The sequence below is a fragment of the Bacillus alkalicellulosilyticus genome, assembly GCF_002019795.1.
GTDB lineage: Bacteria > Bacillota > Bacilli > Bacillales > Bacillaceae_F > Bacillus_AO > Bacillus_AO alkalicellulosilyticum.
This window is the reverse complement of record NZ_KV917381.1, coordinates 2,421,352-2,447,989: the sequence shown is the minus strand read 5'-3', so window position 1 is coordinate 2,447,989 and position 26,638 is coordinate 2,421,352. Positions and strand designations below refer to the sequence as shown.

Annotated in this window: 28 protein-coding genes and 1 rRNA gene; 20 read left to right on the top strand and 9 right to left on the bottom strand. The window is 36.9% G+C overall.

What is annotated here, in order from left to right; genetic code table 11:
* The first annotated feature begins 10 nt into the window (after window positions 1-10).
* Window positions 11-862 (top strand): MBL fold metallo-hydrolase, encoded by an 852-nt coding sequence (locus BK585_RS12395; RefSeq protein ID WP_078553724.1) that lies wholly within the window; start codon window positions 11-13, stop codon window positions 860-862.
* A 68-nt stretch (window positions 863-930) separates the two neighbouring features.
* On the opposite strand, the gene htpX is transcribed toward BK585_RS12395, so the two are convergent.
* Window positions 931-1,830 carry a protease HtpX gene (gene htpX / locus BK585_RS12390; RefSeq protein ID WP_078553723.1) on the bottom strand — a complete coding sequence of 300 codons (900 nt, stop codon included), beginning with the start codon at window positions 1,828-1,830 and terminating at the stop codon, window positions 931-933.
* A 157-nt stretch (window positions 1,831-1,987) separates the two neighbouring features.
* Here htpX and BK585_RS12385 point away from each other — a divergent pair, with 157 nt between their 5' ends.
* The 3 genes from BK585_RS12385 (at window position 1,988) to BK585_RS12375 (ending at window position 4,318) form a co-directional block, all read left to right on the top strand.
* Window positions 1,988-2,917 (top strand): DMT family transporter, encoded by a 930-nt coding sequence (locus BK585_RS12385; RefSeq protein ID WP_245805826.1) that lies wholly within the window; start codon window positions 1,988-1,990, stop codon window positions 2,915-2,917.
* Window positions 2,918-3,234: 317 nt separating this feature from the next.
* Window positions 3,235-3,651, top strand: a complete 417-nt coding sequence (locus BK585_RS12380) for a hypothetical protein (RefSeq protein ID WP_078553722.1) — start codon at window positions 3,235-3,237, stop codon at window positions 3,649-3,651.
* Between the two features lie 169 nt (window positions 3,652-3,820).
* Entirely contained in the window at window positions 3,821-4,318 is a 498-nt protein-coding gene (locus tag BK585_RS12375) for an SRPBCC family protein (RefSeq protein WP_078553721.1), read from the top strand.
* A 539-nt stretch (window positions 4,319-4,857) separates the two neighbouring features.
* Here the strand turns inward: BK585_RS12375 and BK585_RS24040 are convergent.
* The 3 genes from BK585_RS24040 to BK585_RS12360 form a co-directional block, all read right to left on the bottom strand.
* Complete coding sequence (locus BK585_RS24040) at window positions 4,858-5,532, bottom strand: hypothetical protein (protein WP_170885571.1); 675 nt, start codon at window positions 5,530-5,532, stop codon at window positions 4,858-4,860.
* A 64-nt stretch (window positions 5,533-5,596) separates the two neighbouring features.
* Window positions 5,597-6,142: a hypothetical protein gene (locus tag BK585_RS23720; RefSeq protein WP_170885570.1), complete on the bottom strand. Its 546-nt coding sequence runs from the start codon at window positions 6,140-6,142 to the stop codon at window positions 5,597-5,599.
* A 153-nt stretch (window positions 6,143-6,295) separates the two neighbouring features.
* Window positions 6,296-6,631, bottom strand: a complete 336-nt coding sequence (locus tag BK585_RS12360) for a hypothetical protein (protein ID WP_078553719.1) — start codon at window positions 6,629-6,631, stop codon at window positions 6,296-6,298.
* A gap of 262 nt (window positions 6,632-6,893) precedes the next feature.
* Here BK585_RS12360 and BK585_RS12355 point away from each other — a divergent pair, with 262 nt between their 5' ends.
* From BK585_RS12355 to BK585_RS12290, 14 genes are all read left to right on the top strand, one after another.
* Complete coding sequence (locus BK585_RS12355; protein ID WP_078553718.1) at window positions 6,894-7,238, top strand: hypothetical protein; 345 nt, start codon at window positions 6,894-6,896, stop codon at window positions 7,236-7,238.
* Window positions 7,239-7,481: 243 nt separating this feature from the next.
* Window positions 7,482-9,242, top strand: a complete 1,761-nt coding sequence (locus BK585_RS12350; protein WP_078553717.1) for a sensor histidine kinase — start codon at window positions 7,482-7,484, stop codon at window positions 9,240-9,242.
* The gene (locus tag BK585_RS12345) at window positions 9,211-9,996 is read left to right on the top strand and encodes a response regulator transcription factor (RefSeq protein WP_078553716.1); all 786 of its coding nucleotides are present in this window, start codon (window positions 9,211-9,213) and stop codon (window positions 9,994-9,996) included. The genes BK585_RS12350 and BK585_RS12345 overlap by 32 nt, the downstream gene beginning before the upstream one ends.
* A gap of 170 nt (window positions 9,997-10,166) precedes the next feature.
* Window positions 10,167-11,525 carry an extracellular solute-binding protein gene (locus tag BK585_RS12340; protein WP_078553715.1) on the top strand — a complete coding sequence of 453 codons (1,359 nt, stop codon included), beginning with the start codon at window positions 10,167-10,169 and terminating at the stop codon, window positions 11,523-11,525.
* 186 nt (window positions 11,526-11,711) lie between these two features.
* Window positions 11,712-12,590 carry a carbohydrate ABC transporter permease gene (locus tag BK585_RS12335; protein ID WP_078553714.1) on the top strand — a complete coding sequence of 293 codons (879 nt, stop codon included), beginning with the start codon at window positions 11,712-11,714 and terminating at the stop codon, window positions 12,588-12,590.
* Between the two features lie 14 nt (window positions 12,591-12,604).
* Complete coding sequence (locus BK585_RS12330; protein ID WP_078553713.1) at window positions 12,605-13,495, top strand: carbohydrate ABC transporter permease; 891 nt, start codon at window positions 12,605-12,607, stop codon at window positions 13,493-13,495.
* Window positions 13,496-13,815: 320 nt separating this feature from the next.
* Complete coding sequence (map, locus tag BK585_RS12325; RefSeq protein ID WP_078553712.1) at window positions 13,816-14,562, top strand: type I methionyl aminopeptidase; 747 nt, start codon at window positions 13,816-13,818, stop codon at window positions 14,560-14,562.
* A 277-nt stretch (window positions 14,563-14,839) separates the two neighbouring features.
* Entirely contained in the window at window positions 14,840-15,259 is a 420-nt protein-coding gene (locus tag BK585_RS12320; protein ID WP_078553711.1) for an ATP-binding protein, read from the top strand.
* 5 nt (window positions 15,260-15,264) lie between these two features.
* A complete protein-coding gene (locus BK585_RS12315) occupies window positions 15,265-15,627 on the top strand; it encodes an STAS domain-containing protein (protein WP_078553710.1) in 363 nt (120 codons plus the stop codon).
* Window positions 15,628-17,319, top strand: a complete 1,692-nt coding sequence (locus BK585_RS12310; protein ID WP_078553709.1) for a methyl-accepting chemotaxis protein — start codon at window positions 15,628-15,630, stop codon at window positions 17,317-17,319. It abuts the gene before it with no gap.
* Between the two features lie 255 nt (window positions 17,320-17,574).
* Window positions 17,575-18,204: a signal peptidase I gene (gene lepB / locus BK585_RS12305; protein WP_078553708.1), complete on the top strand. Its 630-nt coding sequence runs from the start codon at window positions 17,575-17,577 to the stop codon at window positions 18,202-18,204.
* Window positions 18,205-18,233: 29 nt separating this feature from the next.
* Window positions 18,234-18,608 (top strand): hypothetical protein, encoded by a 375-nt coding sequence (locus BK585_RS12300; RefSeq protein ID WP_078553707.1) that lies wholly within the window; start codon window positions 18,234-18,236, stop codon window positions 18,606-18,608.
* Between the two features lie 161 nt (window positions 18,609-18,769).
* Window positions 18,770-19,072 carry a DUF3219 family protein gene (locus BK585_RS12295; RefSeq protein ID WP_139367550.1) on the top strand — a complete coding sequence of 101 codons (303 nt, stop codon included), beginning with the start codon at window positions 18,770-18,772 and terminating at the stop codon, window positions 19,070-19,072.
* Window positions 19,069-20,073, top strand: a complete 1,005-nt coding sequence (locus tag BK585_RS12290; RefSeq protein WP_078553706.1) for an LLM class flavin-dependent oxidoreductase — start codon at window positions 19,069-19,071, stop codon at window positions 20,071-20,073. Before BK585_RS12295 ends, BK585_RS12290 begins: the two co-directional genes overlap by 4 nt.
* A 137-nt stretch (window positions 20,074-20,210) precedes the next feature.
* On the opposite strand, the gene BK585_RS12285 is transcribed toward BK585_RS12290, so the two are convergent.
* From BK585_RS12285 to BK585_RS12275, 3 genes are all read right to left on the bottom strand, one after another.
* A complete protein-coding gene (locus BK585_RS12285) occupies window positions 20,211-21,221 on the bottom strand; it encodes an LLM class flavin-dependent oxidoreductase (protein ID WP_078553705.1) in 1,011 nt (336 codons plus the stop codon).
* Window positions 21,222-21,462: 241 nt separating this feature from the next.
* Window positions 21,463-22,302 carry a DUF6671 family protein gene (locus tag BK585_RS12280; protein WP_078553704.1) on the bottom strand — a complete coding sequence of 280 codons (840 nt, stop codon included), beginning with the start codon at window positions 22,300-22,302 and terminating at the stop codon, window positions 21,463-21,465.
* 309 nt (window positions 22,303-22,611) lie between these two features.
* A complete protein-coding gene (locus tag BK585_RS12275; RefSeq protein ID WP_078553703.1) occupies window positions 22,612-23,112 on the bottom strand; it encodes a hypothetical protein in 501 nt (166 codons plus the stop codon).
* Window positions 23,113-23,380: 268 nt separating this feature from the next.
* Between BK585_RS12275 and BK585_RS12270 the strand changes: the two genes are divergently transcribed.
* Window positions 23,381-24,583, top strand: coding sequence for a GAF domain-containing SpoIIE family protein phosphatase (locus tag BK585_RS12270; protein ID WP_078553702.1), 1,203 nt, complete (start codon window positions 23,381-23,383; stop codon window positions 24,581-24,583).
* A gap of 140 nt (window positions 24,584-24,723) precedes the next feature.
* Here BK585_RS12270 and BK585_RS12265 read toward each other — a convergent pair whose 3' ends face one another.
* Together BK585_RS12265 and BK585_RS12260 are read right to left on the bottom strand one after the other, a co-directional pair.
* Window positions 24,724-25,389: a phosphatase PAP2 family protein gene (locus tag BK585_RS12265; RefSeq protein WP_078553701.1), complete on the bottom strand. Its 666-nt coding sequence runs from the start codon at window positions 25,387-25,389 to the stop codon at window positions 24,724-24,726.
* Window positions 25,390-25,514: 125 nt separating this feature from the next.
* Complete coding sequence (locus BK585_RS12260; protein WP_078553700.1) at window positions 25,515-26,381, bottom strand: hypothetical protein; 867 nt, start codon at window positions 26,379-26,381, stop codon at window positions 25,515-25,517.
* A 111-nt stretch (window positions 26,382-26,492) separates the two neighbouring features.
* Here BK585_RS12260 and rrf point away from each other — a divergent pair.
* Window positions 26,493-26,608: ribosomal RNA gene (rrf, locus tag BK585_RS12255) — 5S ribosomal RNA — on the top strand.
* The last annotated feature ends 30 nt before the right edge of the window (window positions 26,609-26,638 follow it).

Sequence of the window (26,638 nt, the reverse complement as noted above, 5' to 3'; positions counted from 1 at the left end):
AGGAAAGTAAATGGAAGAGAATATGAGTTATGGCAGTGATTATAAGCCCATACCAGCTTCATCGGTAGGTAGTGGAGTAGGTATTCAAGTACTTCCAGATTTATTTTGTTATACGGTACAAATTGTAAATATCGCACTAATTGGCACAAAAGATGAATTTGTCCTTGTCGACGCAGGAATGCCTAACTCGGCAGAAGAGATTATTTCGGTTATCGAAGAACAGTTTGGAGAAGGAAGTCGTCCAAAGGCGATTATTTTAACACATGGGCATTTTGACCACGTCGGTTCTATTATCGAATTAATAAGACAGTGGGATATCCCAGTCTATGCCCATCCATTAGAACTTCCTTTTTTAACAGGAAAGATGAGTTACCCAGAGCCTGATCCAACAGTGGAAGGTGGGATGATTGCTAAGCTATCTTCGATGTTTCCGAATGAAGCGATTAATCTAGGCGATTCTGTGAGACCTCTACCACAAGATGGGACAATCCCTCATATTCCTTCGTTTCGTTGGATACATACTCCTGGACATACTCCTGGGCATATATCGTTATTTAGGGACGAAGACCGAACATTACTTGCCGGTGACGCTTTTGTAACCGTGAAACAAGAGTCACTTTACAAAGTAATGATGCAAGAGCATGAAATTAGTGGTCCTCCAAGGTATTTTACTCCCGATTGGGATGTTGCAAAACAATCAGTACTAAAATTAGAAGCCTTACATCCTACTATTGCAGTGACAGGCCATGGATTGCCAATGACGGGGGAAGAGCTTACAGAAAATCTTGGAAGATTAGCTCGCGACTTTGATACCATCGCTATTCCTGACTATGGGAAATACGTTGGAAAGGATAAGCATTAGAAATTCAAGGGTCGTTTAATCAATAATATACAAAAACAACTGCCCTCATGGACAGTTGTTTTTGTATATTATCTTTCCTCTAAGCGTTTAATTCTTTCATCTAAATCAGGATGAGATGAGAATAGTTTAGCCATTCCACCTTTACCGTTAATTTTTAATGTTTGTACAGCAGAATCATCGCTATAGCGTTTGTCTGTTGCACGGTCAACATAGTTTTTAAGTGAACGCAGTGCATGTGCCATTTTATCTCGTCCAGCTAAATCCGCACCACCACGGTCAGCATGAAACTCACGATAGCGAGAATAGGCCATAACCACAATACTTCCGAGGATAGAGAATAAAATTTGGAATACGATAATCGCTAAAAATTGAACAATCCATTGTAATTCTGAACGAACAAAACGAGAAACAACAATCGCTGCGATTCTTGAAAAGAAGACAACAAACGTATTCACAACACCTTGTAGAAGCGTCATTGTTACCATATCACCGTTAGCCACGTGAGCTACTTCGTGAGCAATTACTCCTTCCACAGCGTCTTTATCCATCGTAGTCAAAAGACCAGATGAAACAGCAACTAAAGAGCGTTTTTTTGAAGGACCAGTTGCGAATGCGTTTACTTCCGTGGATTGATAAATACCCACTTCGGGCATATGAGTTAACCCTGCAGCGCGAGAAAATTGATGAACCTTTTCAACTACAAAACGTTCTTGTTGAGACAAAGGACCCTCTGGATCAAGTACTTGTACATTCATCATTTTTTTCGCAACCCAGCGAGACATCGCGAGTGAAATAAATGCACCTGTAAAACCGACTAATAAACTAAAAATCATTAATGGTCCATACTGAATGGCACCTTGTGCATCGGTCATGCCACCTGTATACCTAGAAATAATAGACCATACAATGACAATCGTAAGCATAACCATGACGTTGGTTAGTAAGAAAAATAAGACTCTTTTTCCCATTGGTAAACCCCCATTTCATTTTTTACATTCTTATATTCTATCATTAAATACGAGTAAAGTGGAGATTTGGTTTCGTATTTTAGCGTGAATAATAATTCCAGTATATATAAGATGTCTTATTGTATAATGGTAATAACGCATAACAGGGGGTATTTCATTGAAAACGTACCATGTATGGATTTTGCTAATGTTAACAACATTGTTTTGGGCAGGGAATTATGTGTTTGGTACATTCGTTGTCGAAGAATTATCCCCCGTGTGGATTACATTTTCACGCTGGGTTCTTGCGTTATTTATCTTAATCCCACTTGCTAGAGTCATTGAGAAGCCGAAATGGGAGGATATTAAAGCAAATATAATTCCTCTTATTGTCCTTGGGTTATTGGGAATCATCGGCTATAACTTACTGTTATATACGGCGCTTCATTATACATCACCAACTAATGCAGCGTTACTTAGCGCTGTTAATCCTGCTGTCATTGTTCTTTTCTCAATGCTTTTATTAAAAGAAAAGTTGAAGCGTTTTCAGGTGTTGGGTTTAGCAATATCCATGTTGGGAGCATTGCTTATTATTACAAAAGGCAATATATTCGGGATGTTTGTGATGGAGTATAACCGAGGGGACCTAATTATGGTAGCAGCGGTAGTCGTTTGGACGTTGTATTCAATTGTTGGAAAACGAGTGTCAGTTCCACCGATAACTGCAACGGCAGTGTCTACGCTTTTTGCAATGATAATGCTTGCACCGTTTGCACTTGCTCAAGACATAACGTTCTCAAAACTCAGTACGATAACAGTTGTTGGTGTTTTATATATGTTTTTGTTTCCATCTGTTTTTTCATTTATGTTTTGGAACATTTCGGTACGAAAAATTGGAGCGAGCCAGGCTGGAGTTTTCTTGAACCTAATACCAGTTTTCACTGCTATTATTAGTTTGTTTTTAGGAGAGTCAGTTCGTCTTGAACAAATAATTGGTGGATTGCTTGTTTTTCTAGGAGTGTCGATTACATCTGGTATGGTGAAATACAATGTATTTTCAAGTTTTAAGAAACCCCGTGGTCCTTCCAAAAATAATAAAAAACCTTGACAGTATAGAGTTTTTTTTGATTTCGATAAAATTTAATGATTTTTTTTTGGGTCAACAAATTAAATAGGTCGCATAGACCCCTTATAGGTCATGTCTTCAATCATGTGGCCCTGAATTCAAAAAACTAAACCGTTTTCGTAACTTTTTGTCGAAAAACATTTAAAATTTAGAGTTGTACTAAATTTTCTTAAATTTACAAGGTGTATTATATAGATTTTTCCGTATAACAAAAGCTAGGATTTCGGTACTATTATAGATATAGATAGGGGTAAGAGAGAAACGACGTCATGAAATCATTCTATAGGAGGAGATTATTCATGAATAAGTTTATTCTTGTAATGTTAGCTGTTTTGCTTTCAGTAGGAGTAGCGGGTTGTAATGATAGTGTTACTTCAAATGATGAAACGGACATAGTGATTACAAGTATCTCTCTAAAAGATGACTCAGGAAATATTCTTGCAACGGAACAAGACCTTGTAGTAGGAGAAGCAGAGGTAACGTTTGAAGAGGGAATTAGAAACAGAGCTGTTGAGCTAGTATTCGCTGACCCAACTTTACTGGAAGAAATTACAACTGAACATGTTAATGAATCGATCCATTTTTATGCAGGAGATGAATTGTTAGCTTCTCCACTTGTAAGCCAAGTCATTACAACTGGAACGGTAACTATTGATGGTGGGTTCTCAGTGGAACTTGCTGAGTCAATTGTTGCATTTGTAAATAGTGGAGAGTAGCTGTTTGTCGATTAGGAAGAGGAGACGGAAGAAATTCCTTCTGTTTTCTCCCCTTTATCGTTATGTCTCTAAAGTGAAATAAATGTATAATTTGGTAAAAAATAACTATTCAACATATGTAAAATCATTGTAAAATGATAGATATGACAAGATTAATCGAGGTATAGATATGAAAACTTACTCACATTCTATTGTTGTTGATGCACCCATACACTTTTCTTATAGGCACCTTAATGAAGAAGAGTTAGTGAAAAACTGGAATGAGTTATTAATTTGTTATGAATATGAAAATCCAGAAGATAAGGATAACATGTATCCGGGCATGAAGTATAAACAAATCAATCAAATGGGAAAAAAGAAAATAGAGCTGGAAGTTACAATTATCGAACATACACCACCATATAAATCCGTAGCGTCCACTGAATTTACGTATGGAACTCTTATTTCTACGTATGTATTGGGAGAACAAAATGGTAAAACGGTGATTACACATATTTCGGAAGTGAAATACTCAAAGATGTACTATAGGATAAATGATTTCTTTTTCGGATGGCTTCAAAAAATCATGTTGAAACAAACGATGGATGACCTGAAGACGGCGATTGAGGATAATTATATGTTGGAAAAAAGAAAAAATGAATATTTCGGTGTATATACAGCTAAATAAACTGATCAAAGAGGGTGAGACAAAAGGGGGTAAACCTTTTGTCTCACCCTCTTAGCAATGAGCGAAACCTCCACTGTCTTTTAAAGCAAGTTGTGAGTGTTTTTCTCACAACTTGCTGAAGTGAGTGTTTTTCTCACAACTTGCTGAAGTGAGTGTTTTTCTCACAACTTGCTGAAGTGAGTGTTTTTCTCACAACTTGCTGAAGTGAGTGTTTTTCTCACAACTTGCTGAAGTGAGTGTTTTTCTCACAACTTGCTGAAGTGAGTGTTTTTCTCACAACTTGCTGAAGTGAGTGGTATTCTAAGAAGCCATTGCAGAGTCTTAGCTAGATAAATCTCAGACCCCTTTGCTAAAAAAATGAGTTTCTACTAACCTATAAAAACTTTTTATTTGGAAACCTTTAGAGTAATGTTCTAGTAATTATTAACTAGGAAACTCATTTTTATATGGGGGTATGGCGTAAAAAATAGCGGTGGGTAGCTTTCTCACGCTAGGTTGAGTCTGAGTAATGGTTTCACTCATCACAAAAAATCTAAATGTTATGAGGTTTGTCTTTTAATTTTAATTTTATTTCTAGCTGTGTTATCACCAGCAGTTACATTTTGAATTACAATATTTGTTGCTGTGCCTGCAGCGGCAGCTGAATCCGCGTCGGCACTTGCATCCGCATCGGAATCGGAATCGGAATCGGCACTGGCATCGGCGTCGGCATCCGCACTAGCATCCGCGTCGGCATCGGCACTGGCATCGGCACTGGCATCGGCGTCGGCATCGGCACTAGCATCGGCATCAGCATCAGCGTCAGCGTCCGCACTGGCATCAGCGTCGGCATCAGCATCAGCGTCAGCATTAGCATCGGCATCGGCATCCGAATCGGCATCGGCATTTGCTGCTGCTGAACTAGCTGCCTGTTCACCAGCAGAACTAGCAGAATTATTTCCTGCACTAGCAGCAGCACCGTCACTTGCATTTGCACTGGCAGCAGCCGCATCAGCATCTTCGTTACTTGCTGCCGCAGCCGCGTTACGACTAGCAGAAGCGTTTGCTGCAGATGCACTCGCATCATTATTTCCTGCTGCCGCAGCTGATTTATCTGCTGCACTCGATGATGCTGTGGAAGCCCCATCTGGGCCAGATGCGCCTGAAGCTGATGATTGTGTACCAGCCTCTGCTGAGCAACAATAATTATCATTTGCATGCTCTTTATTTTCCATCTTTATCCTCCTTAATTTTTTTACTCAATTGTAATGTCGTTGGTCGCTCTATTATTACCTGATGTCACGTTTTGGATAACAAGGTTTGTTGCATCTCCAGCCGCCGCATCGGCGTCGGCATCGGCATCAGCATCAGCATCAGCACTGGCATCGGCATCAGCGTCAGCATCAGCGTCGGCATCCGAATCGGCATCCGAATCAGCGTCAGCATCGGAGTCCGCATCAGCATCAGAATCGGCATCAGCATCCGAATCAGCGTCGGCATCCGAATCAGCGTCAGCGTCAGAGTCGGCATCAGCATCAGAATCGGCGTCAGCATCGGCGTCAGCGTCCGTATCGGCATCAGCATCCGCATCTGAACCTGAAGCGCTAGAAGCATGAAGTGAACTTGCAGCAGAGGAAGTAACACCTGATGCAGCTGCTGCATTTTGTCCCGCAGCCGCATCAGCCGCAGCCGCATCAGCCGCAGCCGCATCAGCATCCTCATTCCCAGCTGCGGCCGCAGCAAAATCATCCGCTTCTGCATCCGCAGCCGCTGCTGATGCGTCATCATCACTTGCTGCAGCGGCCGCTTGTATACTAGCACTTGAGGAAGATGAAGAGGCTCCATCTGGACCTCCAGATCCAGCTGCAGCCGATTGTTCATTTGCACTAGCTGATGAACAACAATCCTCATCATTCCTTAATTCATTATTCATATTTTCTTCCATGTTTTACCTCCTGTGTTTTAAATATTTTTTTCATAACCACAATTAGAAATCAATTACTGATTCAAGAGATTTAGTGTTTTCTCTTTGTACCTCTCTTCATCTTTTATAATCTGTAACATCATCTCTTCATACTGATTTATTTTTTCAAGTACATACTCTTCATGCTTTTCTAAAAAGCTTTCATTTTGAAGTAGTACAGAGAACATCGTAAGATAACTTGATACCACTGTGGAAACAGCAGAGGATGATGAAATATTAATAGGTTTAAACATATTGTCAACAACAGTTTTGGCTTCATTGTTACCAGAACTTGTTCTTTGGACGATTAGTTTTTTTAATGCTTCATTATTTACATCAGCTTGCTTTAAGATATCCTCCGTATCTTTCATAAAAGAACACCTCCTTATTACTAAGTCTATGAGTTATATATTTCTTCGACTCCACAAATACATAGTAAGCGGTAACCATTTTTAATTTGGGCTAAATCGTGAAAGGTTTCATGCAGATTGATTAAAATAGATGTGATTTGAAAAATATGAGATAAATTGTGTAAGGTAAAGTAAAATAAATAATAAATCATTACTAATATAAAAATATTAGTAAAACGGCGTTTTGAGAAATGTAAGAAAATACCTTGGGGGTGAAAAACAAATGAAAGCAATTCAAGTCATTGTTTTACTCATACTACTTCTTATAGTTTTCTTTTCTATTAAAAAGGATGTAAAAGGTGTAAAGGAAAGTAGAGTCAAAGGAATTAGAAAAATAATAATGTTGATCTCTAGTTTCCATCTACTAGGTCTTTGTGTTGTTTTTTTAGGAATTATTTTTGAGGTATTTACATTAAAAGTAGTTGGTTTTTATGTGATTATTTTGCAAGGCTTTGTTATTGGTATGAGATTATGGAAAGAAAACAAAGTTGGAAGTATTATATTGTTTTGTATCACGGTAGTGTTATTAGCATGTTTCTATTATTTCCAAGATTATTTCCCGTTTTGAGAAAGGTGAGATTCTTTGTTGAGATTACTATATATTTCCTAATGGAAAGTATAGTTGTTTTCTGAATATATTGAAAATAAATAGAAAACTATCTATTATTTAATTATGGTAAAAAGTAGACCGATTTCATACGGTCTTTTTTGTTTTATTTCATTAGGGGATATAAAGAAAAAAGGGGATTAACGGGATTTAGCAAATATGTAATATAGTCTCTAAGTTTCTTATTTGAAAGGTTGTCAATATATGTTTCCTAAGCTTAAACATTGGAATACATTACGTAATCAAATCTTAATCGTATTTGTTTCAGTTATGGCCCTCGTTCTTCTCATTGCCAGTGTAATTACTTATAACGAAGTTTCTACTTTGTTAAAAGAAAATGCAGAAAAACAAATTCAACAAACTGCGGTCCAAGCCAGTGGAAGAATGGATGTATTATTTGAGCAAGTCAGTAAATTAGCCAGTCAGGTCGCAAATCATGCTAAAGTACAAGAAATTCTCTTAAATCACGTAAATGGGATTGAACCGAGCTTCCGTGAAAGACAATCTTTAATGCATGTCGTCAATTCTTATGTTCCTTTTTCAGATGGAATCGATTCTTTTGAGCTTTATTTATCAGATGAAAGAAGACTGTTTCCGTTAAATGAGGCTGATTTGTCAAGTCGATTGGACCCAAGATGGATCCAAAAGGCAGATGAGGCAAAGGGAAGAATGATATGGATAAGCAAAGACCCTAATGACCCGAATTTTTATTTAGCTATTAAACAAGTAACGCTTTTAGACCGCTGGTTTTCGCAAGGGGGGTATCTAGTTGTAAGAATTAAAGATACCTATTTTCAATTTAATGAAGCGAGTCAAACAAGTGATTATATGATATTACTAGATGGAGATGTTCACCCGATATCCTCAAATTTTGAAGGGGATGTCAGCCTTATTTTTAGTACAAGTGGACGAAGTGTAACAATAAATGAAAGTGAACATTTGTTAGTAGAACATGTCTCCAAACTAACTGGCTGGAAAACCGTTATCCTTACACCTATTAGCTCGGTCACAAAGGATGTAACGGCACTACGTACAGCTCTTATTGTAGCATGTATTATCGGTTTTTTCGTGTTTCTCATTTTTTCTTACTCTATTTCTACCGCTATTACAAAACCGATACAAAAATTAACAAAGACACTTAAATATGGGACATTAGGAGCACTACACCCGAACCCTGAAATATCATCAACAAAGGAAATTAATGAATTGAATGAAACGTATAACAATATGGTTGAGACAATGAATCACTTAATACAAGTGGTGTATGAAAAAGAGATCCTAAGTAGTCGCGCTGAATTAAAAGCACTCCAAGCACAAATAAATCCACACTTCCTATTTAATACATTGGATGTATTGTATTGGTCATTAGATGAAAAAGGAGAAGAAGAACTAAGTGAATATGTTCTTGATATGGCTGACTTATTTCGCTATACCATTCAGTATGATAAACAAGAGGATTGGGTGCTAGTAAAAGAAGAAATTGACCATGTCGAACGATATATGAAAATCATGAAAATTAGATTTGAAGACCGCTTAACATGGAAGATTACAGTTCCTGCTGAATTTGAGTCAGTAGAATTGCCAAAGCTTGTCATTCAACCTTTGGTAGAAAATGCTATTTTACATGGTATCGGGAATCAGGTTGGACAAGGTCATGTAGAGGTCATCATTAAAAGAGGAAAGGGAGATTTTATCCAAGTCATCGTAAAAGATAACGGTGCTGGAATGGGGCAAAGAACTCTTGAATCGCTATATCAGTCATTAAAAACAGATACGATGAAACTCTCTGGTAAAAGTGGGATGGCGTTGGTAAATGTGAATAAGCGCTTAAAACTTTATTATCAGATTAAACAAAGTTACGCGTTAATGATTGAAAGTGAGAAAGGCAAAGGAACTGAAGTATACTTTGAAATTCCGTGGAGGAGGCAAAGAGATGAAGTTTCAGAAAGTGATATTAGTCGTTGATGATGAGCCGAGAATTAGGCAAGGCTTGCAAAAAACATTGGAATTATCAAGTAATGACAATGTGACCATTTTGACAGCTACTAATGGAAAAGAAGCCCTGAATATCATCTTGAACGAAAAAGTACATTTGCTAATTACGGATATCAGTATGCCCGAAATGACGGGATTACAATTAGTAAAAAATATCCAAAGCGTTGAATCTAAACCAGAAGTCATTGTCATTTCCGCTTATTCTGAATTTGACTATGCTCAGGAGGCGATTCAATATGGTGTTCAAAACTACTTACTAAAACCGATTAGTAAACAAAAACTGTTTGATTCTGTCCAAAAAGCTCTTAAAGCATATGAAAATCGAGAGCAAGTAGGAATGATGCAAAAAGTGGTGGATGACCGTTTGTTACCAATTGTTACACGGGAGAACAATACAAGTCCTCCCGTGAAAAAAGCCTTGACATATATCGATGAAAATATAAAAGAAAGATTAACCCTTCAACGAGTAGCAGATTATATCCACTTAAATTCTAGCTATTTTAGTGTGTTATTTAAAGAGCAAACAAGTCTTACATTTAGTGAATATGTGACGAGAAGGAGATTGCTTGTTGCAAAAAAATTACTGTATCAAACGCAGATGTCTGTGGCAGAAATAGCTGAGGAGGTCGGATATCATACTTCTAAGTATTTTATTAAAATGTTTAAAGATTATGAAGGGGTAACACCAAGTCAGTATAGAAAACAAGAAACAAAGACGAGCTAATTGAAAGTCACTACATAAAAATGACAAAATCTATTTTCCTATTAAAACCAAATATTCTAGCAAGATACCAATAAAAGTGGAATTTCCCCCAATCATAGTTACCTATTTGCCAAATGGCTTGGGTGATAGACTTAGGGTGTAGTAAAAACTTAGATATGGGGGTTTTAGAAATGACAAAGAAAGCGCATACATGGCTAATCGCACTAGTTGTTATGTTTGCTCTACTTTTAGCTGCTTGTGGCGGAACAGAAACTGACACAGGTCCTGCTGAAAATGAGAACGCTAACAATGATACGACAGAAGAGCCAGCTGCAGAAGAAGGTAAGGAACCTGTTACAATTAACTTTATGCATTTATGGCCTGCTGGAGGTTCAGCTGGACAAAACAAAATTGTAAATGAAATTATTGACCAATTCACAGCTGACAACCCACACGTGACAATTGAGCAAGAAGTACTTGAAAACGAGCAATATAAAAGTAAACTTCAAGTTGTATCTTCTAACAATCAATTACCTGATGTTGGAATGACATGGCCTGCTGGTTTCTTAGATCCTTATGTAAAAGGAAACTTATTCTCTCCTTTAAATGATATTTTAGATGGAGATTTAGAAAATTCATTTGTTTCAGGTACGCTTGAGGCATATGAAGTGGATGGACAAAAATATGCATTACCACTTGAGTTAAACATTGTACCTATCTATTATAATAAAGCAATTTTTGCTGAAAACGGCCTTGAGGTACCAGAAACATATGAAGAGTTCTTAAACGTAGTTGAAACGTTAGCAGGTAATGGTGTTGCGCCAATCGCATTAGGAAACCGTGACCGGTGGACGGGTTCATTGTGGTATATGTATTTAGCTGACCGTTTTGGTGGAGCTGAAGCATTAAATGGGGCAATTGACCGTAGTGGTACTTTTGAAAACCCTGCTTTAATTGACGCTGCAAAAGAAATTCAAACATTAGTAGATATGAACGCATTTAACCGTGGATTTAATGGTTTATCAAATGATGAAGGTAAACAAGAATTTTTAAATGAAACAGCTGCTATGTACTTAATGGGTTCTTGGGAGCTTCCTAACTTCACGTTAACTGAAGATATTCCTCAAGAGTTTAGAGACAATGTAGGATTCTTCAAGTTCCCGATGATCGAAGGTGGAGCTGGAGACATTAATAGCTGGGTTGGTGGACCTGGTGTAGGATTATTCGTAGCTGAAAACTCAGATGTTAAAGAAGAAGCAAAAGCATTTGCTAAATTCTTTGCTGAGAAATGGGGAGAGCAATCTGTAACAGGAGCTGGAGTTATTCCTGCAACTGTAGTAGATACATCTACTTTAGACCTTCCTGAGCTATACATTAGCGTTTTAAATGAGCTAGGGAATGCTTCAAACATTACATTGTTTGCTGATGTGCAAATGAGTTCGGGAGTAGCTGAAACTCACTTGAATATGATTCAATCATTATTCGGTAAGGAAGTAACGCCTGAAGACTTTGCAAAAACGCACGAAGAAGCGCTAGCTGCTGAAGAATAATAGGATTCACGAGAGGACATATCCGCAAGCCTAGATATGTCCTTTCGTTTTCAGCCAAGACAAGACGTTTTTGTCGTTTTTCTTAACTGATAGGAAAGCATAAAAGATTAGTTGCTCATTGATGTCTGGAAGTAAATTAATCAAATATGGCTTTGCCGTTTTTCATATAGAAAGGAGAGAATAAATGTGGATAAGGTCATGTCCAATAAATTTATCATCGCGCTATACGTGTTACCAGCATTAATCCTAATTTTAGTTCTTATTTACATACCGATCGTAATGACAGGCTATTATGGATTATTAAGTTGGGATGGGATTGGAGAGAAGCTATTCATTGGATTAGATAATTATATAAGACTTTTGTCTGATGATATGTTTTGGAGAAGTACCTATCACTCATTCTTATTAGCTGTCTTTTCCGTTCTTAGTTTGGGAGGGTATCTACTTGTTTCTGTGGTTCTCTCAGGCAAAATAAAAGGAGCAAATTTATTACGGAAAATATACTTAATCCCGATGCTTTTATCATCAGTAGCCATTGCTCAGCTATGGATAAAAATATATCATCCAACAAATGGTGTAATTAACAGACTTCTTATGTCTATCGGGATTGAAAACCCGCCATTATGGTTAGCTGATACGAAAATTGTGTTATTTTCAATTTTTATTGCTATTATATGGCAATATGCAGGCTTTTATATTTTGATTTATTATGCAGCCCTTAAAAATATTCCTGAGTCATTAATCGATGCAGCGAAAATAGACGGCGCGTCTCCATGGCAAATTGCTTATAAAATCAAAGTTCCTTTAATCATGGGAATTATTAAAGTAACCATTGTATTGGCCGTTGTTGGTTCACTAAAATATTTCGATTTGATTTATGTTATGACCGATGGTGGACCTAATGGGGCAAGTGAAGTAATGGCCTCATTCATGTACAAGCAAGCATTTAGAATGAATGATTTTGGATATGGAAGTGCTTCAGGCTTTTATCTCCTTCTTATTTGTTTAGTCGTTACATGGGTGATTCGTAAACTAACAACTACAAAAGATAATGTCCAATACTAAGGGAGGAATAGACAATGGAAAAAGTGTTAGAAACTCAAAAATCGATATCACCGCAGCCTACTTCTAACCCAAGCTCACTGTGGCAACGTATCTCTCTTGGGTTGTTGTATGTTGTATTAATTGTTGTTGCTATTGTTCAAATCCTTCCTTTAATTTGGTTGCTGTTCTTTTCCTTAAAAAATAACCAAGAGGTATATAACTTAGCACCTTTAGCTCTTCCATCTGATCCAAGATGGGAAAATTATGTGAAGGTATGGACAGAAGGTAACATTAGTTTGTATTTCTTTAATAGTGTGTGGATTACGGCAGTCTCTGTTATTTTAACGGTGTTACTTGCAAGCTTTGTGACATTTGCGATAACAAGAATGAAGTGGAAACTAAGTAAGCCAGTATTAGGTCTATTTATGGTTGGACTTATGATACCTGTTCACTCTACTCTCATTCCACTTTTTAGTTTTTTTACAACAATTAAATTAATGAATCACCCTTTATCGATCATTTTAACGTACACAGCATTTAATTTACCGATTACGATAATGATCCTACTGGGCTTTTATTATACGATCCCTCGTGAAGTGGAAGAAGCGGCAATTATGGATGGATGTTCTGTCCATCGCCTCTTTTTCAAAATCATTTTACCAATTACGGCGCCTGTTATTGCGACAACCGCCATTATCAACATGATTTATAACTGGAACGAGTTCGTATTTGTCAATACGTTCATCAGCTCTGATAAGTACAAAACGTTAACGGTTGGGATTCAAAACTTCATTGGACAATATGCAACAGATTGGGGAGCAATTGGAGCCACATTAATGATTAGCATCATTCCAATTCTTCTGGCATTCTTTATATTAAGTAACCGGATTGTTGAAGGAATCACAGCCGGTTCTGTAAAAGGCTAATTTCATATGATAGCGTAAACCTCTGGTCATCGACCAGAGGTTTTTTATGTGGACACAGAAATAGTATAACCCTAACTTTTTCTCTGTCTATGATTAAAAAGGAAATGGCTTCACACGTTGCGTGCCTACTAAGAGAAACCCACTCGTAGTAGGCACTAAAGAACGCAACGGTTTCGCACATTGCATCGAGGTCACTGTAAAAGTTAAAAACCGAACTTTTCAGTGACCTCGAAAACCCAACTTTTTCTCTGTCTTTTGTGATAATGTCAGTGGGTGGTAATAAGAATAGTATAAAGAAAAAGATGTAAAGGATGATAAGTTTGCTCAATTTAAAATCGGATAGAGAAATTAAGCAAATGCATGCAGCTGGTAGGTTGTTAGCCTCTTGTCACAAAGAGCTAGCTAAAAGGATTAAGCCAGGTATGTCGACGTTAGAAATTGACAAGTTAGTGGAAACTTATTTACTTAAAAATGGAGCAACGCCAGAGCAAAAAGGTTTTCATGGATATCAATATGCAACATGTGCTTCAATTAACGATGAAATATGTCATGGCTTTCCCAGAAAAACACCGCTAAAAAAAGGTGATCTTGTTACGATAGATATAGTTGTCAATCTCAATGGGGCACTTGCGGATTCTGCTTGGACCTATGCAGTTGGAAATATTTCAGAAAAACAAAAAAGGTTAATGGAAGTAACTAAAAAGGCATTGTATATTGGTATTGAACAGGCGTACCCAGGAAACCGACTAGGGGATATTGGCTATGCGATTCAATCTTTTGTTGAACAAGAAGGGTTCTCTGTTGTTCGTGAATTTACAGGACACGGAATAGGACCAACTATTCATGAGGAGCCTGCGATTTTTCATTTTGGAACGCCGGGAACAGGAATGAGATTAAAAGAAGGCATGGTTATAACAATCGAACCGATGGTTAACGAAGGGGTTTGGTTTAGTATCAAGGATGATAATGGCTGGACTGCAAGAACGGCAGATGGTAAGTTATCCGTTCAATATGAGCATACACTTGCCATTACTAAAGAAGGTCCTTTGATTTTGACAGAACAATAGGTATACCTAAAAGAGAAAGGCGGTCTTGTGACAAAACGAGTTATCGTATCATTATGTCATGTCTTGACTCGTGCAAACCAGTCATATGCTTCTAAACAAGTTGTGAGAACCTACTCACAACTTGTTTAGAAGTTTGTCCTATAAAAACAACACATACTAGGAATAAATTCCTAGTATATTTTATTCATAAAATAGTTTATATTTAAAAGCAAGTGTAGATTTAGTGACGTTATCCGTCAGAAATAACTATAAGATTTTTAAAAAGGGGGTCGTTAAAATGCTTTCTTTACAATTTACCCTCCCCTGCCGTATTGATTCGATTTCTTATTTCGACCAAGTAATTCCCTATGCTATTGAACAGTATGTAGGTGAAGCTCAACCTCATTTTTCATTTGCAATTCATGAATTACTTATTAATTCGCTAGAAGCTGTTCACACTCAGTTTGGTAAAGAAACTTCGGAAGAAATTAGCGTAGATGTTACCGTGAATGAAGTTGATATGATTGTAACAGTCACTGATAATGCTGGTGGGTTATCAGAAGAGGATTTAGTGAACATACATGAATTGAGATTAGAAGATATCGTTTTTCAAGAGCGAGGTAGAGGGCTATTAATGGTAAAGGAGCTTGTGGACAAGCTTACTTTCTCTAAAGAAGGGGAACACAGATTTTCAACAAAGATTCGTAAACGGAGGTAGGTAACTTGTCAATTAATCATGAAATGGTACAACAAAAACAAATAGCAGATGTACAAGTATTTACGATTCAAGGCATATTAAAGTATGAAAACTCAAAGGATTTAAAAGACTCAATCCTAGGGTTTTATAATCAAGAAGCTAATGGTTTTATTTTCGACCTTTCTACCGTGACAGCCATTGATAGTACGGGTATGGGAGCACTCTTATCTTTCTTAAAGAAAACCGATGGTACACAACCAATTTGTCTAGTTGTTCCAGATTCATTTTTACGAGAATTGTTTAGCATTGCTAAGTTTGAGCAAATCTTTTCTATTTTCGAAACAATGGAGCAAGCGATGCAATTTATTCATGGAGAGGGGAACAACTAGATGAAAATAGGTGTAAAAGGAAAACTGACCTTATTGTTTGTGATTCTTTTTTCTTTAATGGCTTCAATTATCAGTGGATATTCTATTTCAATCGTAAAGAAAGATATTTTTATAGTTGCAAATAATAGTTTACAAGACGGATTAAGTGTATCAAAAGGATTGATTGACTATAAAATGCCTGGTGAGTGGTCTGTCCAACATGGAAAGCTATACAAAGGAACAACAGAAATGAACGATAATTTTGCCATTGTTGATGAGCTTTCAAGATTAACCAATAATGCGATTACTATTTTTCAAGGGGATACACGAGTAACTACGAGTGTTTTGTTAGAAACGGGAGAAAGAGCAGTAGGAACTCAAGTATCTGAACAAGTAGCCAAGCATACACTTGAAGGTGGCCAAGTCTTTACCGGTGAAGCAGAAGTTGTCGGCCAACGATTAGTTACTATTTATGAACCTATTACCAATGCCGCTGGAGAAACGATTGGTATGTTATTTATTGGACAATCAGCCGCTCCTTATTATGACATGATTTCTGAATTTCAAACTACGGTTATTCTATTTGGTGCTTCTGCCTTAATCATTATTGCCTTACTCGTGTTCTTCATGATTAAACGTGGTGTGAAGCCGCTAGAAGAAATAACGAATATAGCACGAGAGATTGCAGATGGGAATCTTAAGGTTGGAGAAATCACAGTTCGTAGCAAGGATGAAATCGGTCAACTATCTCAATCGATTAACCAAATGACGAACAATTTAAAAGGCCTCATTGCCGAAGTGATGTCTACAGCAGAACAAACCGCTGCTACTGCTGAAGAGTTAGCAGCAAGTGCAGATGTTACCGGAGATATGAGTGCACAAATTGCGAAAACAACAAATGATTTAGCCGGTGCTTCTGAAAAACAATCAAATGAAGCCGGTGTTATTTTAACAAAAGTAGATATAGCCATTTCTAAAGTGACGGAAGGGGACGAGGTGGCGTTACGAACACTTCAACGAGCGCAAATGTCCTCTACCGAAGCAGAAGAAGGAAATATTGCGATAAATGATGCGATTCAGCACTTGGATAAAGTGACGGAAACGATTGAATTTGCTACAGATTCGATTCAAAAGCTGAATAGACGTTCATCAGAAATTGGTGGAATTATAACCGTAATCACTGACATCGCCAATCAAACCAATTTACTTGCTTTAAATGCTGCGATTGAAGCAGCTAGAGCAGGAGAGCATGGGAAAGGATTTGCGGTTGTCGCATCTGAAGTTCGACAACTTGCCGAACAATCAAATAACGCAGCCAATCAGATTACAAGTTTAATTGGTGATATTCAATCGGAAACAACTGTAACTGTCAATACAATGGAAACGAATTTAGAATCGATAAATCAACAGGTCAATATGATTCAAAAAGGCGGAGATTCATTGTATAAGATAGTTGGGAATGTAAAAGAAACTGAAGAAGGTGTGGAAGTTATAAAGCAAATTCTCTCAGAAATTCGAAACAATGCATCTGATGTAATGTCCTCTGTAAAACAAATCTCAGAAACAATCGAAATTGCTGTCGCTGCAACAGAAGAAGCCGCCGCTTCTTCTGAAGAACAAAGTGCTACTGTTCAAGAAGTTGCAGGAAGTGCAAATGAGCTTGCCAAAATTGCAGAGAAACTTCAAAATGAATTAAAAATCTTTAAATTATAAACCGCAAATTTATAAGGATGGCCAGGAGAGTTTTTCTTCTGGTCTTTTTTTGAAAGGATAATTTAGTTTGGTGTTATTTAGAGATTTTAGTTTTGGTTCACTAGTGTCTTACAGTGTTTACAAGAAATGAATACTACTGGTTTTAAATACATATCCTCAAATGTAACGAAAAAAAAGGGAATTTAATGGGACTAGTCGAAATATACATAGAGTTTGATAGTTAAATACAAGTCAAATGTGGTGAAGGTGTTATATATGAAAAAATCAATGCTCTTTCAAGAGCTATTCAGTTGGAGTAAAGTGATTTTAGCGGCGCTCGTATTGTCTCTTATTATCAGTTCCTTTGTCATTCAACCTTATTCCGTTAGCGGAAGTTCAATGGAGCCGACGTTTGATGGGGAGAACCCTTTTGATGAAGATAGTATTGGTGACAGAGTCATTATATTTAAGAGTGGATATTTACTTGGTCAAGACCCTTCATATCTTGACTTGGTCATTATTGATAGTCGGACGGAGCGGAAACGGTCAATTACCGATAACTTTCTCGAAAGCCCGATGCTTGCTAAACTACTCCGAGAAGACGAAGACGAGAAAGAGGACGAGCATTTTTGGATAAAGCGGGTAATAGGTGAGCCTGGAGATAGATTAGAGGGACGAGATGGAAAGATTTTTAGAAATGGTATTGAATTAACAGAAGAATACATTAAAGATGAAATGGTATATTCGTTTGAGGAGTTTGTTGTCCCTGAACAGCATGTTTTTGTAATGGGGGATAACCGAAACCATAGTATTGATAGCCGTGACATTGGCCCTGTTCCAATTGATAATGTTGTTGGAAAAGTGATTCTTCGATATTATCCGTTTACAAGCTTCACGAGTTACTAAAAATTGTAGACCTGTAAGGAGTGTTTTTTATGCGTACAATTGTATTGTTATCTATGATGACCCTTTTACTCGTCGGTTGTAACACAAGTAATATCGTATTTGTTTCATCATCGGTACATGATGAATTTCCAGTTCCAGAAAAAGCCGAAATCCTTGAATCAACCTTTGACAATCCTCACATAGTCAAAGGAGAAACGTTTAAGATACCAAATATAGGTGGTAAACAAGGGCTTATTTCCCCACAACCCTATTTTGATGAAATTAAAGCATGGGGATGGGATGAATTAGAAAAGGAACAACTTGGACATGTTTACTTTTTTAAAAAGGACAATTCCGTTATAGCATTGGCGATTGAAGAGCATTCGTTTTCGATTTACCAAATGGAAGAAGGAATCATTAAATAAAAGAAGGTTCTAACCAAACATATAGCGCAATGTAAATAGGAGGGGACTGTAAAAGTTAAAAACCGAACTTTTACAGTCCCCATTTTGTCGTCTAATTATCAATTTGCTACACTCTTAGTATAAGTGCTATTATCTTCATCCGTGAAAGGAGCTGTAACGTTTTGGCTAACGTAATCGTATTGAATGATACTTCAATTCAAGTAATATCGTATCAACACATGCTTCATAATCATCTTCATGAACTCTTTGTTAAATTTTTAGTTGATAGTAACGACTATCATCAGATAACTACGCTTTTGTACGAAGGTGAGTTTGATGTTCACGTTCCTTACAGTGGAATATTGTTTCGAGGAACGATTACACATTACTCGACTTCTGTCACAAATCTCTACAAAGAGGGGCAGGTGGGAACGTTTTCGTTAAAGGTAAAGGAAGTCGTACAGGTAGGTGAGTTAGAACGATGAAAATTAGTATATTAGACCAGGCTCCTATCACTGATAATGAAACGGCCTATGAAGCATTACATCATGCTGTTCGACTTGCACAACTCGGTGAAAAGTATGGCTACACAAGGTATTGGATAGCGGAGCATCATAATTTACCCGGTTTAGCTTGTCCTGCTCCTGAGGTGATGTTACCTTATATTGGTGCGCAAACGAAAGAAATCCGAATTGGTTCTGGTGCAATATTGCTTCCCTTTTATAAAACTTTTAAAGTTGCTGAGGTCTTTAATCTATTGGCTACGCTATTTCCTAACCGTATTGATTTAGGGATCGGACGTGCACCTGGTGGCTCAGCGGAGACAACCAATGCCTTATCAGACCACTTCCTAAAACAGGTTTGGAACATGCCAGATGCCGTTAAGGAGCTTCTCCAATTCTTAGAGGACTCTTTTCCAACAGGGCATAAATATGAAAAGGTAACAGCTTCACCTTTTCCAACAAGTGCGCCGGTGCCTTGGATTCTTGGAACGAGCAAAAAGAGTGGTATTCTTGCAGGGCAACTTGGAGTGCCGTATGCATTTGGACAATTTATGAGTGAAAATGATGGAGTTGAAATCATCAAACAGTATTTTGATTCATATCGATCTTTACGGGAAAATCAAAAGCCTGAAGTTATAGTGACGGTGTCAGCAATATGCGCTGAAACGACGGAAAGAGCTAATGAACTAGCATTAAGTACAACCATTGGTGCTCTGCAAAAAGAGAATGGGAGTCGCCGTAATGGACTTCCTTCAAGAGAAGAAGCAATGGAATACAAACTAACTGAAATGGAAAAAGGAAAAATAGAAAGAATGAGGAAAAATATCGTAACTGGGAATCCGCACGAATTAATAGAAAAACTGAAGCAGATTCAGAAAACCTATCAAGCCAATGAAATTATGGTTGTGACACACACTCATTCAGCCAGTGACCGTCTTCGTTCTTATCAGTTACTAGGAGAAGAAATAAAAAACTGTAAATAAAGAAGACAAAAGCTTGAATATGAAGACTGCCAATGTGGGTCTTAGTAAGTTAGTTGTGTATCAAAAAGAGGCTGAAACAAAGAGTATTTTAATCCTTTGTTTCGACCTCAAAGTGAACATAATAGGTGTAATGAAAGTTATACTATATGAGAAAGAAGTTCGTAGGAACGAATGCGCTCTTCTTGGTTAAATACATGGGTGTTGACGATAAATTCATCAGCTTGTGTTTCCTGTTTGAATGCAAGAAGTTTTTCTCTAACCGTATTCATACTACCCGCTACAGAATACGATAACATTTTTTGTACCATTGCTCGTTCCGTTTCACTCCATACAGTATCCATGTTTTCAATGGGTGCTTGTAACTTTCCAGATTTGCCTCGAATGATGTTAAGAAAGGCTTGTTCCTGTGAAGATGCAAGCCACTTCGCTTTTTCATCTGATTCAGCAACAATGACATTGACCCCAACCATGACATATGGTTTTGATAGAGTTTCTGATGGTTGGAAGTTCGTTCGGTAAAGCTGTAAAGCTGGTAATAAATAATCAGGAGCAAAATGACTAGCAAAAGCAAAAGGAAGACCTAATTGACCTGCTAATTTTGCACTAAATCCACTAGACCCTAATAACCAGATTGGAATGGAAAGTCCCTCTCCTGGAATGGCTCTTACTCGATTTTGAGACGAAGGTTGGAGAAAAGACCGTAATTCCGCTAATTGCTCGGGAAATTCACTACCATCGACCCTCTGATTGCGACGCAATGCATAGGCAGTTAGTTGGTCTGTTCCAGGGGCTCGTCCTAAACCTAAATCAATTCGTCCTGGATACATCGATTCTAATGTCCCGAATTGCTCAGCTATAATTAGTGGAGCATGATTAGGAAGCATGATTCCTCCAGAACCCACTCGTAGGGTTGAAGTTGCCCCAGCGATATAGCCGATGACTACTGCGGTGGCTGAACTAGCAATACCAGGCATATTATGATGTTCAGCTAGCCAATATCTATTAAAACCAAATTGTTCGACAGCTTGAGCTAATTTCATACTATTTTGAAAAGATTCTACGGCGTTGCTTCCTTCTAGAATAGGAGCTAAGTCGAGAACCGAAAACTGTGTATTTGCAAGAGTGTTTTTTTGTGTATCGTCAGACATGATGGGATCCTCCTTTTAATCGTAGTAAAAGAGTATCATGATATAAAGATATATGCATGAATTATGCTTTTTAACGGATAGGATATTTTGAGTTGCTCATAGATGTTTTGTAAGTAATTCAGGAAGAGCAAGGGCTTCGCACACTGCGCGCGTTTTACAAGAAGGGCACTTGTAAAACACTTTGAAAGAGGCAGTGGCTGCGCTCCTTGCTTCTAAGAAAAAGACCGCTTTGCGGTTTTTCTTATGGATTGCACCATTGACATTGTCCAGGATCTGCAAAAGATGCTCCATTAGGATAAAATACTTCTTCCTTATGATGACATTTTTTGCATTGAAATGTATGAGCTAAAAGTAGGTCGGTTGGTCTATTGCACCATTGACAAGGTAATCCTTTTTGATATTCCGTAATTTCAAAACCCGGTGTTCCACACTGTGAACATCTTGATTTTAGTTTTGATATGAGATTTTCTGTTGCAAGCTCGATGTTCTTCATTCGAGTTGGATTATACAGCGCTCTCATATCGGTTTCGATGTGAATGGATGTTGCTCCTTTAGCTAGGAAGTCAGAGACTACGCGTTGTAAAACTTCCTCTTCGGTAATTCCCTTTTGGATAATCTCATCATGTTTAACGATTACTCCGTGACTAGGAAACCTGACCGATTCGGCAAAAGCCAGAGCTTCTTCTCTACTTGAAATTTCAGTATGGGCATAATTTGTATTGCTATTTGAAGCATGTCCGACGATTTCAAGGTCCAGTTTTTTATCTATAAAAAGAATGAGTTCACGGTTGAACGGAAGAAAGGGAACAACAGGATGCGCCCCAAATGAACCTTCGCTAGCTATTCCGATTGATAATCCTGTCTTCCGAAGAGCTTCTTCTATTTTCTTGTGTGCCGCTTGAAGTTGGTCGCCTTTACGATCAATTTCTCTGGTGAATGTGCCAAAGACGTCTGTATTAAATGAACTAGGAACAGAAACAATGATTCCTAATTCTCGCTTCATCATAGGAGCAATCACTTGTTCTTTTTGATGCATCGTGGCTAACACAGCTTGTCTTTGGTCAAATAAGGCATTATCCATTCTAAAATGCTTCCTTTCTTACTGAAACTATAACCCTTTCCCATTATAGGGAAGGGTATAACAAACTTTTTTTGTATGATGTAAATAGACTTTATTAATCCTCATAAATAGAAAGCTAATACATATTTTTATGAATTAGCTTATTTCATCTAACTTTTTTATAATTAGTCATAATAAACGAATTATACTAGAAGGAATAATAAATGGAGCTGCCTCAGTTATAGTCAACGTTTTATTTTAGCGAAATTAGGACTTTAGAAGAGAGTGAGTCCATAAGGAAAACACCTTTTGTCTCACCCTCAACTATTATTATCGCGGATTCCACAATACTTGTCCGGATTTTTGCTCATGGTTGATATCAACGAAGAAATCATGTTTTTTATAAAAGTGGATTAATCGGTCAAGATGGTCCCAGTCACGTTCTACAATGTCTCCAATGATAAATTGAGCATTTCTATTTTGTGCAATATGTTTGACCTGTTTCATGCAAATGGAACCGTATCCTTGATTTTCTTCTCCTTTAATATCCTTTATTAAAATGGTGGAAGGATCTTGATATTCGATATCCATGCAATAATCCCATATTCCTGAGAATGGCTTTTCACAATCAGTAAGCATTATTTTACACATCTTTTCATCTTCCATTGTATAGACAATGACCCATTTATTTTGGGTTGTTTGTTCAATTCCAACTACATTCCACTTCAAAGCAATGTCTTTTATCTTTTCTCTCATCCGAAACATTTGAAATTCAAGGCTCTCTTGGTCCATTTTTTCTTTGGATAATTCACTTTGAGAAAATATATTCATAGGAACCTCCTCCCTTGTAATTAAATTTCGGGTGGGTAATAACTATCCTATGAAAGACGGGTTGGCCTCGTGTTATTTTTCAATAAGCTTACGTAATCTTTAAAATACATATCAGACAAGTTAGGTAGAATAGGATAAGACATAGTGTTTACTTCAAAAAATATAGTTTATCATTAATACGAAAGTATTATAAACTATGATAAAATAACAAGATATTATATTTTTTTAGGACGAATAACAAGACGAGGTCTAGAGAGAGGTATTATACATGCTAGAGCTTTTATCAAAGTTTGAAGAAAATGCTCAAACTGTACTTTTACTTATGAAGCGTACAGTTGGGGCAAAAACTTTTTTTATTGCTAGTACACAACAAAATAGATTTAAAATCTTACAAGTCATCAATGAAGAGGGTGGGTGTAACATCCCTCCAAGTGTAGACGAACCTGTAGAGAAATCTTACTGTAATATAGTGGCGAATTCAAAAAAGCCTTTACTTATAAAAGATACTTCGAAATCAGAGTTAGTTAGAAATTTAGAAGTGACTAACATATTTACAATTGGTTCCTATTTAGGTGTGCCTATCTTCTTAGAGAATGGTTCAGTGTTTGGAACATTGTGTGCATTAGACCCAGATCCATATAAATTAAAGGCAGAAGATATTCCGATATTAGAAGGCTTTTCACAACTGATTAGCAGTGAAATTAAGTTAGAAGAGAAAGCAGTAAAACTAAAAAAGTACGAAATGCAAACAGAAATTGAACTTGAACTTGCACGTAAAGTTCAACAATCCGTGCTAAATGCTCCATATCATGACAATTATCTAGATATAAAATACATTTACACACCTTCAACTCAATTGTCAGGAGATGTTTGTTCCTGGTATAAGATAAAAGAAGGCTTGTATGGTGTAATCGTTTTAGATGTGATGGGGCATGGAGTGTCCTCTGCTTTAATAGGAATGGCCATATCGCCAATACTTGAGGACATTATTACAACATGTATTGACCCTGATAAGGTAATGGAACAGCTTAACAAGGAATTATTTCATTTATTTAATGATAAAAAGGAAATTTTATCTTATGTCACAGGGATTTATGTGACTCTTGATTTTAACAATAATAAGATTAATTTCTTAAATGCAGGGCACCCACCAGCGGTTCTTGTAAACTCTAACCAGATTTCTTTTATTGATAAGGGCTCGATCCCTCTTGGTATTTTTGAAACCTTAAAAAAGGAAGTAGGAGAATTCCCGCTCGAGGAAGAAACAGAAATTATTTTATATACAGATGGGTTAATGGATTTCCTTCATAAAAATAAAGAACACCCTGGTGATACGATTGCAAAGCATTATCAACTAGCAAAACGGGAACAAAAAACGACAATAAACTATTTTAGAGAATTAATTGAAGCTGAAGAAACTCATGAGGATGACATTTGTTTGGTTTCAGTTAAAGTGTTAGATTCATTATAAAGTGATGTTTTTTAATCGACTGGACTTTCTCTTAATATGTACGGGTATCCCTTTTTTTCTTGCCGTTAATATAAAACAAAGCCACTGAATAGTCGATTATTCAGTGGCTTTTAATTATAGATTATAGAAGTGAAACAGACCTAAGTTACACGCAACCGATACTTCAGTAAAGAGAGGATGTTCTCGTTAATCATGATGCAGAAAGTAAACCAACCAATTGCTGCAAAGATTGCTGCAAAGATATCAGATGGAAAATGAGCACCGACAACAATCCGGCTGATAGAGACAAGGATAATGGCTAAAATGGACAAAGAAGTAATTGTTATTTTCCAGTCCGTACGCTTTAGTGAAGAATGACTGATATATATAAGTAATGAAAATAAAAGCACGCTTCTCATCGTATGTCCGCTTGGAAAACTGTATGAAGCAATTTCAAGGGAATACCCAAATACATCGATGACATGCATCTCACCTGGCCTTTCACGTTGAAAAGTCATTTTAAGAAATAAATTTAAAAGCAAGCCTCCGAACGTTACCGATAAAAATAAGACAACCTCACTATAATGTTTCTTATACAGTAATAAAAGGATGAGTCCTAGGGTGAGTAGTAAAATGGGTTCCCCAGCACCAATCATCGTAATATATTCAAACCAAATTATTGCATTGTTAGGAGTAATGGCTAGAAACCAGTCAATAAGGAAGCCGTCAATTCTTTTTAATTGATTGTAAACTGATAAAAACGAGAGAAGTAAAAATAAAAGGAAGCAGACAATTATGATATGTGAAAGTTTCTTTTTATATCGCATGTAGGCTCCTCATAGTAGGTATAATAATGAATTCTACCATTTTTTAGTAAAAAAGAAAAGAAATTTATATGAACCCTTATTTCCTGAAACAATGAGAAGTTAGGTTGTAAACATTAACTAGCTTTTTACTCATTTTCTAGAGTTTTTTGGTTCGTCATTTTTTCTTTTAATGTATACTGAAACCGCAACGCAAGTAAGCAACAGAGCCCTTTTGTTAGCGGGGATAAGAGATAGTGAATAGGTTTTTTTACCACTATCTGTTTTGTGTTAGTTAAGACAAAATCACAAAGACATGAAATAACAATGGTTGCCACTATAACAACTGATTTTTTTGTTAACACACACATGAACAATATGATAGAAGTTGCTACTGAATAAAGGGTAGCAATTGTGATGTGACTTCGGTACAGATTAGGAAATACCCGAATGCGAAATAAAACCGTCTGTAAAAACGTGTATTGGTAAAAAAACAATGTGCTGTGAGTCACAAAAATAGCAGAAAAAATAGTTGAGTACATCACAAATTTATTTTTTCTTTTCATGAGCAATTCTGACCAATATTTCGTAAGACTATAAAATATCTGTAAACCAATAACACTATATGAAAGACGCCACCAATACTCTTTAAATATTCCTTTATAGGTAAACCATTTTTCGGTGAGACTAAGTATCATAGTGAATAGTAATGACCATCGGTACTTCAAGTCTAATATAGAATAAAGTAAACCGGTTACTGGAACAATATACAGTTGAGAAAATGTGGCACCTATCATATTGTCATAATATTTGTTATTAAATATTTTAGGGCTGTAGCCATACGCTCGTAAAAGCACTAAAACAACATACTCAAAAATATAGTTGAAACCAGCAAAAGTAAAGTATAAAGGAAAGAGATATTTTCTTTTTTTCTTATCGACTTTAAAAAAAGTAAAGGTAAATATTAATATGGACATTAAACCTAGGCTTATGTAAAAATAACGGTTTCTTTTCATGGGTAACCCTCCTTTCTTTTGTAATATAACCTGAATGGTCTAGTTTATTTATTAATATCTTTTATAAAAGAATGTTGAAATCATATGTAAAATGTGATAATATATTTTTAGTCGAGTGACGATAGCGAAGAGGCCACACCCGTTCCCATGCCGAACACGGAAGTTAAGCTCTTCAGCGCCGATGGTAGTTGGGGGCTTCCCCCTGTGAGAGTAGGACGTTGCTAGGCCAAAAAAACACTTCAATGTGAAGTGTTTTT

Bases quoted from the DNA above. Each gene is read 5' to 3' on its own strand.
- BK585_RS12275 (WP_078553703.1), bottom strand. From the start codon at position 23,112: ATGAATATATTTTCTCAAAGTGAATTATCCAAAGAAAAAATGGACCAA.
- BK585_RS12340 (WP_078553715.1), top strand. From the start codon at position 10,167: ATGACAAAGAAAGCGCATACATGGCTAATCGCACTAGTTGTTATGTTT.
- BK585_RS12375 (WP_078553721.1), top strand. From the start codon at position 3,821: ATGAAAACTTACTCACATTCTATTGTTGTTGATGCACCCATACACTTT.
- BK585_RS12310 (WP_078553709.1), top strand. From the start codon at position 15,628: ATGAAAATAGGTGTAAAAGGAAAACTGACCTTATTGTTTGTGATTCTT.
- BK585_RS23720 (WP_170885570.1), bottom strand. From the start codon at position 6,142: ATGGAGCCTCTTCATCTTCCTCAAGTGCTAGTATACAAGCGGCCGCTG.
- BK585_RS12285 (WP_078553705.1), bottom strand. From the start codon at position 21,221: ATGTCTGACGATACACAAAAAAACACTCTTGCAAATACACAGTTTTCG.
- BK585_RS12345 (WP_078553716.1), top strand. From the start codon at position 9,211: ATGAAGTTTCAGAAAGTGATATTAGTCGTTGATGATGAGCCGAGAATT.
- BK585_RS12260 (WP_078553700.1), bottom strand. From the start codon at position 26,381: ATGAAAAGAAACCGTTATTTTTACATAAGCCTAGGTTTAATGTCCATA.
- BK585_RS12330 (WP_078553713.1), top strand. From the start codon at position 12,605: ATGGAAAAAGTGTTAGAAACTCAAAAATCGATATCACCGCAGCCTACT.
- BK585_RS12290 (WP_078553706.1), top strand. From the start codon at position 19,069: ATGAAAATTAGTATATTAGACCAGGCTCCTATCACTGATAATGAAACG.
- BK585_RS24040 (WP_170885571.1), bottom strand. From the start codon at position 5,532: ATGGAAAATAAAGAGCATGCAAATGATAATTATTGTTGCTCAGCAGAG.
- BK585_RS12350 (WP_078553717.1), top strand. From the start codon at position 7,482: ATGTTTCCTAAGCTTAAACATTGGAATACATTACGTAATCAAATCTTA.
- BK585_RS12380 (WP_078553722.1), top strand. From the start codon at position 3,235: ATGAATAAGTTTATTCTTGTAATGTTAGCTGTTTTGCTTTCAGTAGGA.
- BK585_RS12280 (WP_078553704.1), bottom strand. From the start codon at position 22,302: ATGGATAATGCCTTATTTGACCAAAGACAAGCTGTGTTAGCCACGATG.
- BK585_RS12270 (WP_078553702.1), top strand. From the start codon at position 23,381: ATGCTAGAGCTTTTATCAAAGTTTGAAGAAAATGCTCAAACTGTACTT.
- BK585_RS12360 (WP_078553719.1), bottom strand. From the start codon at position 6,631: ATGAAAGATACGGAGGATATCTTAAAGCAAGCTGATGTAAATAATGAA.
- lepB (WP_078553708.1), top strand. From the start codon at position 17,575: ATGAAAAAATCAATGCTCTTTCAAGAGCTATTCAGTTGGAGTAAAGTG.
- htpX (WP_078553723.1), bottom strand. From the start codon at position 1,830: ATGGGAAAAAGAGTCTTATTTTTCTTACTAACCAACGTCATGGTTATG.
- BK585_RS12265 (WP_078553701.1), bottom strand. From the start codon at position 25,389: ATGCGATATAAAAAGAAACTTTCACATATCATAATTGTCTGCTTCCTT.
- BK585_RS12355 (WP_078553718.1), top strand. From the start codon at position 6,894: ATGAAAGCAATTCAAGTCATTGTTTTACTCATACTACTTCTTATAGTT.
- BK585_RS12395 (WP_078553724.1), top strand. From the start codon at position 11: ATGGAAGAGAATATGAGTTATGGCAGTGATTATAAGCCCATACCAGCT.
- BK585_RS12300 (WP_078553707.1), top strand. From the start codon at position 18,234: ATGCGTACAATTGTATTGTTATCTATGATGACCCTTTTACTCGTCGGT.
- BK585_RS12320 (WP_078553711.1), top strand. From the start codon at position 14,840: ATGCTTTCTTTACAATTTACCCTCCCCTGCCGTATTGATTCGATTTCT.